Below are 11868 nucleotides of genomic sequence, written 5' to 3'. Positions count from 1 at the left end.
GTGCCTCAGATGACCTTCAGCCGCACCAGCGCCCCGAGCGTCAGCGCCCCCGGCACCAGCGGCAGCCACACGGTGATGATCCGGTAGGCCAGCACCACCGCCGTGGCCACCGCGGCCGGGCCGCCCACCGAGACCAGCGCCACGATCAGCGCAGCCTCCACGGAACCCAGCCCGCCGGGCGTGGGCACCAGGGCCACCGCGACCGTCGCGGCCAGGTAGGCGAGCACCATGTGCGCGAGCGGCACCGGCAGCCGCAGCGCCTGCCCGACCGCCGCGAGACCGGCCGCCTGGAGCGCCGGGAAGGCCAGCGAGCCGCCCCACAGCGCCAGCGCGCGGGCCGGCCGGGAGTGCACGGACCGCGCCTCGCCCACGGCGTCCCGCACGAACGCGAGCACGCGCGTGCGCAGCCGTCGTACGAGCGCCAGCACGGTCCCCGCGACGACCAGCAGGGCGGCCGCGCCCAGCAGCAGCGGGAGCGCCGAGCCGTCCGGCAGCAGAGGGCCGAGCCGCAGCGCGTCCGGGAAGGCGATCAGCAGCGCGGCCAGCAGGCCGACCCGGCCCACGCTCTCGGCCAGCAGATACAGGGCCAGCGCCGCCGAGGAGCGGGCGAGCGGCACCCCGCACACGGTCATGAAGCGCAGGTTCACGGCGCCCGCGCCGAGCCCGGACGGCAGCAGATGGTTGGCCGCGGCGGCCGCGAACTGGGTGGCCAGCAGCCGCCCCTTGGGCAGCGGCTGCACCACCGCGCCCTGCCGGGTGAACGCGGCGGCCACCCAGGTCAGGCAGGTGGCCGCGGCCGCCGTGAGCAGCCACGGCCAGGAGGCGGTGCGCAGCTGGCCGAAGCCTTCGGCGAGCACCGAGCGGTGCCGTACGGCGACCACGGTGACGAGGACGAGCGGCAGCAGGCACAGCACCTGGCGGACGGGGCCGCGACGGAGGGAGCGTCGGGGGATTCGTCCCCGGGAGAGCGGGGAGAGCGGGGAGAGCGGGACGGCAGTCACATCCGCACAGGTTTTCCGTACCGCGGCAACGGCGGGTGGCGGAATCGAGGTCGGCGGCTCACCGGGCGGGGTCCTCGGGACCTTCGGGCGGCGGGACGCCGGTGCGGGTGAAAACACGCGGACATTGACCTCAACGAAGCTTGAGGTTCTACGTTCTGGTGTATGAGCATGGAGACCACCGCCTGGACGCAGCTGCACAGCGTGATGAACGCGCAGTCCGAGCGTCGCCCCTTCGCCCGCGCCGCCCTGCGCCGCATCGCCGCCTTCGCCCGCCCGCACCGGGCCGGCATCGTCCGCTACGTGCTGCTGGGGGTGGTGACCGCACTGCTCGCGGTCGCGACCCCCGTACTCGCCGGCCGCGTCGTCGACGCGATCGTGGCGGGGCACGACTCCGGCACGGTGGTCCGGCTCTCCTTGCTGATCGCGCTCGTCGCGCTCGCGGAGGCGGGGCTCGGCATCCTCGGCCGGCGCCTGTCGGCGACGCTCGGGGAGGGACTCATCCTCGACCTCAGAACGGCTGTGTTCGATCATGTGCAGCGCATGCCTGTCGCGTTCTTCACACGTACGCGTACGGGCGCGCTCGTCAGCCGTCTCAACAACGACGTGATCGGCGCCCAGCGGGCGTTCGCCAACACCCTCTCCGGTGTCGTCAGCAACCTGGTCACCCTGCTGCTCACCCTCGCGGTGATGCTGACCCTGTCCTGGCAGATCACCCTGCTCGCGCTGGTGCTGCTGCCGGTGTTCGTGCTGCCCGCCCGCCGCATGGGCAGCCGGATGGCCCGCATGCAGCGGGAGGCGGCGGCGCTGAACGCGGAAATGGGCACCCGGATGACCGAGCGGTTCTCCGCCCCCGGCGCCACCCTGGTCAAGCTGTTCGGGCGCCCGGAGGAGGAATCGGCGGAGTTCGGGGCCCGGGCCCGCCGGGTCCGGGACATCGGGGTGCGCACGGCCACCGCCCAGTCCGTCTTCATCACCTCCCTCACCCTGGTCTCCGCCCTCGCCCTGGCCCTCGTCTACGGCCTGGGCGGCTGGTTCGCGCTGCGCGGCACCCTGGAGCCCGGCGCGGTGGTCTCCCTCGCCCTGCTGCTCACCCGCCTGTACGCCCCGCTGACCGCGCTGGCCGGGGCCCGGGTCGAGGTGATGAGCGCGATCGTCAGCTTCGAGCGGGTCTTCGAGGTGCTCGACCTCAAGCCGCTCATCGCCGAGAGCCCGGACGCCCGCGAGGCCCCCGTGGGCCCGCTGGCCGTGGAATTCGAGGACGTCCGCTTCGCCTATCCGTCCGCCGACCAGGTCTCCCTCGCCTCCCTGGAGGAGGTCGCCGCGCTCGACACCCGGGGCGGCTCAGAGGTCCTGCACGGCATCTCCTTCCGCGCCGAACCCGGCCAGACCATCGCCCTCGTCGGCTCCTCCGGCGCCGGCAAGTCGACCATCGCGCAGCTGCTGCCGCGCCTGTACGACGTCGACGCGGGCGCGGTCCGTATCGGCGGGGTCGACGTCCGGGACCTGACCGCCGGGTCACTGCGCGCCACCCTCGGCATGGTCACCCAGGACGGTCACCTCTTCCACGACACCGTCCGCGCCAACCTGCTGCTGGCCCGGCCCGACGCCACCGACGACGAGCTGTGGGACGTCCTCGGCCGGGCCCGCCTCGCCGAGGTCGTACGGTCCCTGCCCGACGGCCTGGACACGGTCGTGGGCGAGCGCGGCTACCGGCTCTCCGGCGGCGAGCGCCAGCGCATGACCATCGCCCGGCTGCTGCTGGCCCGCCAGCGTGTGGTCATCCTCGACGAGGCCACCGCGCACCTGGACAACACCTCCGAGGCGGCCGTCCAGGAGGCGCTCACCGAGGCGCTGGCGGGTCGCACCGCCCTGGTCATCGCCCACCGCCTGTCCACGGTCCGGGCCGCCGACCAGATCCTGGTGGTCGAGGCCGGCCGGATCGTGGAGCGGGGCAGGCACGAGCAACTCCTCGCCGCCGGCGGCCGGTACGCGGAGCTGCACCGCACCCGGTTCGCCGAGCGGAACGGCGAGGCGACGGACGTCCTCGCGGTGGGGGAGGCCCGGGCGTGAACCCGCCGTGGCGGGGCCCGGGCGAAAAGTCGACGCCGGGTGCGGTGGACGGGCGCCCAAGCGGTCAGGGGGGCGTTCGTGTGGATCTCGCGAGGGATGACCTTCCGGACGTGTGAGCCCGGCGCGAGCTGGATACGCGGTCTGCACGGCAGCACCGACCGTCCGGAAGGTCATATCCGCCATGACCAGCGCATCCCCGCCCGGCCACCACTCCGAGGTCACCCTCCGGGTCAACGGAAAACCCCACACCCTGCGCGTCGACCACCGGCGCGTCCTGCTGGACCTGCTCCGTGAGGACCTGGATCTCACCGGATCCAAGAAGGGCTGCGACCACGGCCAGTGCGGTGCCTGCACCGTGCTGGTCGACGGGCGCCGCCAGAACAGCTGCCTGCTGCTCGCCGTGACCCTCGACGGCAGCGAGGTCACCACCGTCGAGGGCCTGGGCGGCGACGGCGAGGAGCCGCACCCGCTCCAGCGGGCCTTCCTCGACCGCGACGCCTTCCAGTGCGGCTACTGCACCCCCGGCCAGCTCTGCTCCGCCGTGGGCATGCTCGCCGAGGCCGCCGCCGGCCACCCCTCCCACGTCACCGACCCGGCGACCCCCTCCGACCGGCCGGTACCGCTGGACCGGTCCGAGATCCGCGAGCGCATGAGCGGCAACCTGTGCCGCTGCGGCGCCTATCCGCGCATCGTCGAGGCGGTGGAGGACGTGCTCCCGTGAACGGATTCGGATACCTCAGGCCCGGCAGCGTCCAGGAGGCCGTCGAGGCGTACGCCGCCCACCCCGGCGCCCGCTACCTCGCCGGCGGCACCAACCTGGTCGACCTGCTGAAGCTCGGCGTGGAGCGGCCCACCGTCCTCATCGACGTCGGCCGGCTGCCGCTGGACACCATCGAGGAGCTGCCCGACGGCTTCCTGCGGGTCGGCGCCACGGTGCGCAACAGCGACCTGGCCGCCGACCCGCGCGTCCGGGACCGCTACCCGGCCCTGTCCCAGGCCCTCCTCGCGGGCGCCTCCGCACAGCTGCGCAACGCCGCCACCACCGGCGGCAACCTGCTCCAGCGCACCCGCTGCCCCTACTTCCAGGACCTGGACAAACCCTGCAACAAACGAGAGCCGGGCAGCGGCTGCGGCGCCCTGCACGGCGTCCACCGCGACCACGCCGTCCTCGGCCACTCCCCGCACTGCATCGCCACCCACCCGTCCGACATGGCCGTGGCCCTGGCCGCCCTGGACGCCCAGGTGGAGCTGTACGGCACCGACGGCAGCCGGCGCCTGCCGGTGGCCGACTTCCACCGGCTGCCCGGCGAGCACCCCGAGTGGGACACCTGGATCCGCCCCGGCGAACTGATCACCGGCGTGCTGCTCCCGCCCACCACGGCCGGCGTGCCGTCCGCCTACCGCAAGGCCCGCGACCGGGCGTCGTACGCCTTCGCCCTCGCCTCCGTGGCCGTCGTCCTGCGGGTCACGGACGGGATCGTCGACCAGGTGGGCGTCGCCTTCGGCGGGCTCGCCCACCGCCCCTGGCGGGCCCGGCACACCGAGCTGGCCCTGCTGGGCGCCCCCGCCACCCCGGCCGCCTTCGAAGGGGCCGTGGCGCTCGAACTCGCCCACGCCGAGCCACTGCGGGACAACGCCTACAAGGTGCCCCTCGCCCGCAACCTCGCCCTCGATGTCCTGCACCGTCTCGCCCCGGCACCCGCACCGGCCTGAGCCGCCACAGGAGGACCCATGACCGGCACTGCTCTGGGAGCCCCCGCCGAACGCCGGGAAGGGCGCCAGAAGGTCACCGGCGCCGCCCGGTACGCCGCCGAGTACGCCCTGCCCGGCCGCGCCCACGCCTGGCCCGTGCCCGCCGCGGTCGCCCGCGGCCGGGTCACCGCCGTCGACACCTCGGCCGCCCTCGCCCTGCCCGGCGTCCTCGCCGTGCTCACCCCCGGCGACGCACCCCTGCCGGCCGAGCCCGAGGACGGCACGCTCGCCGTCCTCCAGGGCTCTGAGGTGCCGCACCGGGGCTGGTGCGTCGCGCTCGCCGTCGCCGAGACCCCGGAGACCGCCCGCGCCGCCGCCCGGGCCGTCCGGATCACATACGCCACCGCACCCCACGACGTCGGCCTCACCGAGGGCCGGCCGGACGCCTACGAGCCGGCGGAGGTCACCGGGCAGCCCGGCCGGGTCGAGTACGGCGACCCGGAAGCCGCCTTCGCCGCCGCCGACGTCCGCGTCGACGTCACGTACCGGGTGCCGCCGCTGCACAACCACCCCATGGAGCCGCACACGAGCACGGCCCACTGGGACGGGGGACGGCTCACGGTGTACACCTCGACCCAGGGCGGTACGACCGTACGGTCCGTGCTCGCCCAGGTGTTCGCGATGCCCGAGGACCGGATCACCGTCGTCGCCGAACACGTCGGCGGCGGCTTCGGCTCGAAGGGCACCCCGCGCCCCGACGTGATCCTCGCCGCGCTGGCCGCCCGGCACACCGGCCGGCCCGTCACCCTCGCCTACCCCCGCCGCCAGCTGCCCACCGTGGTCGGCCACCGCGCCCCCACCATGCAGCGGCTGCGGCTCGGCGCACACCCGGACGGCCGCCTCACCGCCCTGCTGCACGAGGCGACCACGTACACGTCCCACGTGCGGGAGTTCGTGGAACAGGCCGCCCTGGTCTCCCGCGTCATGTACGCCACCCCCAGCCTGCGCAGCTCCCACCACGTGGTGCCGCTGGACGTGCCCAGCCCGTCCTGGATGCGGGCCCCCGGCGAGGCACCCGGCATGTACGCCCTGGAATCCGCCGTGGACGAACTCGCCGACGCCCTCGGCATGGACCCCGTGGAACTGCGCGTCCGCAACGAACCGGAGCGGGAGCCTGCCGGCGGCAAGCCGTTCAGCAGCCGGAACGTGGTCCAGTGCCTGCGCGAGGGCGCCCGCCGCTTCGGCTGGGCGGAGCGCGACCCGCGCCCCGGCACCCGCCGCGAGGGCCCGCTGCTCATCGGTACCGGCGTGGCCGCCGCCACCTACCCCGTGCAGACCGCCCCGTCCACCGCCACCGCCGAGGCCCGGCCCGACGGCACCTTCGTCGTCCGGGTCAACGCGGCCGACATCGGCACCGGGGCCCGTACCGTCCTCGCCCAGATCGCCGCCGACGCCCTCGGCGTCCCCCTGGAGCGGGTGCGCGTCGAGGTCGGCCACAGCGATCTGCCGCCGGCCCCGCTGGCCGGCGGCTCCTCCGGCACCGCCTCCTGGGGATGGGCCGTGCACGAGGCGTGCACCCGGCTCGCCGCCCACCCCGACCAGGGCCCGACGGTCCGCGCCGACACCACAGGGAAGGCCGACGCGGACAGCCCCTACGCACGGCACGCGTTCGGCGCCCACTTCGCCGAGGTCGCCGTCGACACCGTCACCGGCGAGATCCGGGTCCGCCGACTGCTCGGGATCTTCGCCGCCGGCCGCATCCTCAACGCCCGTACCGCACGCTCCCAGTTCACCGGCGCCATGGTCATGGGCCTCGGCATGGCCCTCACCGAGCACAGCACCCTGGACCCGGCGTTCGGCGACTTCACCGAGACCGACCTCGCCTCCTACCACGTGCCCGTCCACGCCGACATCCCGGACATCGAGGCCGACTGGATCGACGAGCACGACCCGCACCTCAACCCCATGGGCAGCAAGGGCATCGGCGAGATCGGCATCGTCGGCACCGCCGCCGCCCTCGGCAACGCCGTCCACCACGCCACCGGCATCCGCTTCCGCGCACTCCCCCTCACCCCCGACCGGATCCTCACCCGCCTGTTGTCCGAAGGCTGACGGTGGACGGGCCCACCTGGGAGTACGAGGGCTACCGGCCCGCGGAGGAACGCCTGCGGGAGTCCCTGTGCACCCTCGGCAACGGCTACTTCGCCACTCGCGGGGCACTGCCCGAGTGCACCGCGGACGACGTCCACTACCCCGGCACCTACGCGGCCGGCTGCTACAACCGGCTCACCTCCGAGATCGCCGGGCGCCGGGTCGAGAACGAGGACATGGTCAACCTGCCCAACTGGCTGCCGCTGCGCTTCAGGCCCGCGGGCGGCAAGTGGCTCGCCCCGGACACCGCGTCCCTCACCGAGCACCACCAGATCGTGCACCTCGACCCCGGCCTGCTGGAGCGCCGCACCCGCTACCGGCTCGGCGCCGGCACGCTGCTCGTCCGGCAGCTCCGCCTGGTCCACCTGGACGACCCCCATCTCGCCGCGCTGCGCACCGAGTTCACCGCCGACGGACCCACCCTCGACCTGGAGATCGAGGCCGCGCTCGACGGAAGCGTCACCAACGCCGGCGTCACCCGCTACCGGGACCTGGACAGCCGGCACCTCACCCACGTCAGCGTCGGCACCTCCGCCCCCGGCACGGTCTGGCTGCGCTGCCGTACCCGCACCTCCGACATCAGCTTCGGGCTGGCCGGCCGGCTGACCGCCGAGGCGCAGATCACGCACGCGAACGAGACCCACCGCGCCGTTCAACGGCTGCACCTGCGGCTGCCGCCCGGCCGCACCGTCACCGTCGACAAGACCGTCGCCCTGCACACCTCCCGCGACCCGGCCATCAGCGACCCGCTGCGCGCCGCCATCGACAGGGTCGCCGCCGCGCCCGGCTTCGACGCGCTGCGGGAGACCCACAGCGCGGCCTGGGACCAGCTGTGGCGGCGCACCGCGCTCGACGTGCCCGGCGAGGCCGGCAGCATCCTGCGCCTGCACCTCTTCCACGTCCTCCAGACCCTCTCGCCGCACACCGCCGACCTGGACGTCGGCGTGCCCGCGCGCGGGCTGCACGGAGAGTCGTACCGGGGCCATGTCTTCTGGGACGAGCTCTTCGTCCTGCCCTACCTCAATCTCCACCTCCCCGAGGTCTCCCGCGCCCTCCTGCGCTACCGCCACCGCCGGATCGACGCCGCCTGCCGCGCGGCCGGGGAACTCGGCCGGCGCGGCGCGCTCTACCCGTGGCAGAGCGGCAGTGACGGCCGCGAGGAGACCCAGCAACTGCACCTCAACCCGCGGTCGGGCCGCTGGCTGCCGGACCACTCCCGGCTCCAGCACCACGTCGGCTCGGCCGTCGCCTACAACGTCTGGCAGTACTGCGAGGCCACCGGCGACACCGACTTCCGGGACGGCGAGGGCGCCGAGATGCTGCTCCAGGTCGCCCGCTTCTGGGCGGATTCGGCGAGTTGGGACGACCACCTCGGCCGGTACCGGATCCGGGGCGTGGTCGGCCCCGACGAGTACCACGACGCCTACCCCGGCGCGGTCCTGCCGGGCCTGGACGACAACGCGTACACCAACGTCACCGCCGCCTGGGTGCTCACCCGCGCCCGGGAACTGCTGAACGGCCTGCCCGAGCCGCGCCGCCGCGAACTCGCCGAGCACATCGGCCTGACCGAGGACGAGCCCGCCCGCTGGGAGGAGGTCTCCCGCGGGCTGCACATCCCCTGCCACGACGGGGTGATCAGCCAGTTCGACGGCTATGGAGACCTCGCCGAGCTGGACTGGGCCGGCTACCGCAAGCGGTACGACGACATCCGCCGCCTGGACCGGATCCTGGAGGCGGAGGGCGACACCGTCAACCGCTACAAGGCGTCCAAGCAGGCCGACGTGCTGATGCTCGGCTACCTCTTCTCGCCGGCCGAACTCCGCTCGCTGTTCCAGCAATTGGGGCACCCGCTGGACGAGCACACCTGGGCCGCGACCGTGGACCACTATCTGCACCGCACGAGTCACGGCTCCACCCTCAGCGGCCTGGTCCACGGCTGGATACTGGCGCGCGCCCGCCGGGCCGACGCCTGGAGCTTCGTCCAGGAGGCGCTGCGCGGCGACATCGCCGACCTCCAGGGCGGCACCACCGGCGAGGGCGTCCACCTCGGCGCCATGGCCGGCACACTCGACCTCGTCCAGCGCGGACTGACCGGCCTGGAGACCCGCGGCGGCGGCCTGTGCCTGGACCCGGTCCCGCTGCCCGAACTGTCCTCCTACGGCTTCACCCTGCGCTACCGCGGCCACTGGGGCGTCCGGCTGCGCCTGCGCAGCGGACTGCTGGAGATCGCCGTACCGGCCTCCCACGGCTCGCCCATCGACATCCGCCTGGGGGGCCGCGTGGTCCCGGTGGGGCCGGGGGAGGAGGCCCGGCTGGTGCTGCCGGACTGAGGTCCTCGCCCGATGAGCCCCTCGGCCGGCCCGCGTCCGTCACGACGGAGGGCGCCCGGCGTCGCCTGGTGGCAAGATGGTGGTCTCGTTCAGCATGAGGGGGCGTCAGGTGAGCCGGACGACACGTTGGTTGCTCGTCATCGCCGGGTGTGCGGCCGTGTTCGGGCTGTGTGTGCTGCTGGGTGATCTGCTGTTGCCGTGGGACCAGGCGACGAGGATCGGGACGGGCGCGGGCGCCGGCGCGGTGATCGCGGGTGTGCTGGCTGCCTGGGCATCGTCGGCCGTGGGCTCCTCGGCCCCGCCCACACCGCCCTCGCCCACACCGCCCTCGCCCACGCCGCCCGCGGGCGGGCCGACGGCTTCGGGTGACCGGGCAGTGGCCACCCAGGACAATTCCGGGATCATCATCACGGGGGACAACGGCAACGTCCAGCGATGACCGAGTCACCCACACCACACGCCTCGGGCGGTCGCTCCGCCGCGGCGGGCCACAGCTCCGGGGTGATCTCCACCGGAGACCAGGCACGGATCGAACAGCGCAACCTCGTCCTTCCTCCCGGCGCCCTGGCCGCCGCGGTTCCGGACGAGGCGATAGCCAAGCTGAACAATCTGCCGGCGCCGGACAGCCGCGTCTTCGAAGGCCGGGACAGCGCACTCGCCAGCCTGCGGAACCTTCCGACGACCGGCACGGGCATCGTCACGCAGACCGTGCGCGGCATGGGCGGAGTCGGCAAGAGCACGCTGGTGCTGCACCACGCGCACGCGCAACTGGCGGCCGGGTGCGGGCCGGTCTGGTGGATAGAGGCCGCGACATCCGCCACCGTCACGGCCGGGCTGGCCGCGCTGGCCACGAACCTCGACCCGGTGCACGCCGCACTCCCGCTGGACGAAGCCGCGGCCTGGGCCGTGGCGTGGCTCCAGGGCCGCACCGGATGGCTGCTGGTCTTCGACAACGCGGAAGACCCCGCCGACCTCCAGCCCTACCTCGGCCGGCTGACCACCGGCCAGACCCTCGTCACCACCCGCCGCGACCTCCCCTGGCGCGACCTCGGCACCCCCCTGCGCCTGGACATCCTGACCCCTGAGGTCTCCGTGCTGGTGCTTCAGGAGATCACCGGACGCCACGCCGAAGACGACGCCGCGGGGTTCGCCGAACTGGCCGGTGAACTCGGCCATCTGCCCCTGGCCCTCCAGCAGGCCGGGGCCTATCTGGCCCAGACCCGCATCAGCGCAGCGAGTTACCTCGCACAGCTGCGTGCCGATCCCGCCGGTGTGCTGGCGGCCACTGTCCCCGGCGATCCGCAGCAACGTACGATCGCGCAACTGTGGAGTGTCACCCTCAACACGCTGAACGCCGGCGAGCCCCACGCGGTGGACCTGCTCCGGATCCTGGCGTACTGCGCACCCGATCCCCTGCCCCGCCGCGTCCTGGCCCCCGCCCTGCCGACGCCTCACTCCGTCGACCACGCGCTGGGCGTCCTCGCCGCCTACAGCATGATCACGCTCACCGACAGCACGGTCACCGTCCACCGGCTCGTCCAGACGGTGGTACGCATCGCCACACCGGCGCCGGCCGCACCGGCCCGGCCCGGACTCCTCCGCCGGCTGCTGCGCCGGCGGCCGGTCGGCCCGCCGCATCCGAGCGACTTCACGGTGGGCCTGCTCCATGTGGCGATGCCGCAGGGGAGTCCGGAAGACGTGGGGACCTGGCCGGAGTGGCAGGAGCTGTGGCCCCACGTCGAATCCGTCAGCGCACGCCGCCACGGTGTGGAGTCGTCGCCGCTCCTGGCTGATTTGCTCGGACAAGCCGCGTACTACCTGTGGGCCCGGGGGCAGGCGAACGAAGCCCTGCCACTGATGGAGCGGACCTTGCAGATCACTCAGGCCGGGGCCGGTCCCGACCATCCCATGATGGCCATCCGCCTGGGCAACCTCGCCATCACGTACAGCGCTCTGGGGCGTCATGCGGAGGCGTTGCCGTTGGAGGAGCGGGCGTTGCGGATCACCGAGTCGGCGCTCGGTCCCGACCATCCCAGCACTGCCGCCCGTCTGGGCAACCTCGCCAGTACATACGGTGACCTGGGCCGTCATGCCGAGGCGTTGCTGCTGGAGGAGCGGGCGTTGCGGATCACCGAGACGGCAGTTGGCACCGACGACCCGGACACTGCCATCCGCCTGAGCAACCTTGCCGCCACTTACCAGGCGCTGGGCCGTCATGCCGAGGCGCTGCCACTGAAGGAGCGGGCGTTGCGCATCAGCGAGACAACGCTCGGCCCTGACCACCGGGACACCGCCGTCCGCTTGGGGAACCTCGCCCTCACGTACAGCGCTCTGGGCCGTCATGCGGAGGCGTTGCCGTTGGAGGAGCGGGCGTTGCGAATCATCGAGTCGGCGCTCGGTCCCGACCATCCCAGCAGTGGCGTCCGTCTGGGCAACCTCGCCGCCACCTACAACGATCTGGGGCGTCATGCGGAGGCGTTGCCGTTGGAGGAGCGGGCGTTGCGGATCACCGAGTCGGCGCTCGGTCCCGATCACCCCAGCACGGCCATCCGCCTGAGCAACCTCGCCGTCACGTACAGCGCTCTGGGGCGTCATGCGGAGGCGTTGCCGTTGGAGGAGCGGGC

Annotated in this window: 8 protein-coding genes; 6 read left to right on the top strand and 2 right to left on the bottom strand. The window is 73.7% G+C overall.

The annotated features are described in order from the left end of the window. Window positions 1-5 precede the first annotated feature (5 nt). Window positions 6-1001 carry a lysylphosphatidylglycerol synthase transmembrane domain-containing protein gene (locus tag ACZ7DL_RS26375; RefSeq protein WP_470777639.1) on the bottom strand — a complete coding sequence of 332 codons (996 nt, stop codon included), beginning with the start codon at window positions 999-1001 and terminating at the stop codon, window positions 6-8. A 162-nt stretch (window positions 1002-1163) separates the two neighbouring features. On the opposite strand from ACZ7DL_RS26375, the gene ACZ7DL_RS26370 reads away from it, so the two are divergent. The 5 genes from ACZ7DL_RS26370 (at window position 1164) to ACZ7DL_RS26350 (ending at window position 9244) form a co-directional block, all read left to right on the top strand. After that, window positions 1164-3071 (top strand): ABC transporter ATP-binding protein, encoded by a 1908-nt coding sequence (locus ACZ7DL_RS26370; protein WP_470777637.1) that lies wholly within the window; start codon window positions 1164-1166, stop codon window positions 3069-3071. 181 nt (window positions 3072-3252) lie between these two features. After that, entirely contained in the window at window positions 3253-3792 is a 540-nt protein-coding gene (locus ACZ7DL_RS26365) for a 2Fe-2S iron-sulfur cluster-binding protein (RefSeq protein WP_470777636.1), read from the top strand. Next, on the top strand, window positions 3789-4784 hold the full coding sequence (locus ACZ7DL_RS26360) for an FAD binding domain-containing protein (RefSeq protein ID WP_470777634.1): 996 nt from the start codon (window positions 3789-3791) through the stop codon (window positions 4782-4784). Before ACZ7DL_RS26365 ends, ACZ7DL_RS26360 begins: the two co-directional genes overlap by 4 nt. 18 nt (window positions 4785-4802) lie before the next feature. Then, window positions 4803-6875 carry a xanthine dehydrogenase family protein molybdopterin-binding subunit gene (locus ACZ7DL_RS26355; RefSeq protein WP_470777632.1) on the top strand — a complete coding sequence of 691 codons (2073 nt, stop codon included), beginning with the start codon at window positions 4803-4805 and terminating at the stop codon, window positions 6873-6875. A 2-nt stretch (window positions 6876-6877) separates the two neighbouring features. After that, complete coding sequence (locus ACZ7DL_RS26350; protein WP_470777630.1) at window positions 6878-9244, top strand: glycoside hydrolase family 65 protein; 2367 nt, start codon at window positions 6878-6880, stop codon at window positions 9242-9244. A gap of 105 nt (window positions 9245-9349) precedes the next feature. Here ACZ7DL_RS26350 and ACZ7DL_RS26345 read toward each other — a convergent pair whose 3' ends face one another. Beyond that, complete coding sequence (locus ACZ7DL_RS26345; RefSeq protein WP_470777628.1) at window positions 9350-9628, bottom strand: hypothetical protein; 279 nt, start codon at window positions 9626-9628, stop codon at window positions 9350-9352. Window positions 9629-9679: 51 nt separating this feature from the next. On the opposite strand from ACZ7DL_RS26345, the gene ACZ7DL_RS26340 reads away from it, so the two are divergent. Continuing rightward, the coding region (locus tag ACZ7DL_RS26340) for a tetratricopeptide repeat protein (protein ID WP_470777626.1) at window positions 9680-11868 on the top strand (2189 nt) is incomplete at its 3' end.

The sequence above is a fragment of the Streptomyces sp. NPDC036984 genome (assembly GCF_055607665.1).
This window is presented reverse-complemented; position numbering and strand designations above follow the sequence as displayed.

What these genes read in the sequence shown, in the direction of transcription:
- ACZ7DL_RS26370 (WP_470777637.1), top strand. Translation starts at nt 1,164, where the DNA reads ATGAGCATGGAGACCACCGCCTGGACGCAGCTGCACAGCGTGATGAAC.
- ACZ7DL_RS26365 (WP_470777636.1), top strand. Translation starts at nt 3,253, where the DNA reads ATGACCAGCGCATCCCCGCCCGGCCACCACTCCGAGGTCACCCTCCGG.
- ACZ7DL_RS26355 (WP_470777632.1), top strand. Translation starts at nt 4,803, where the DNA reads ATGACCGGCACTGCTCTGGGAGCCCCCGCCGAACGCCGGGAAGGGCGC.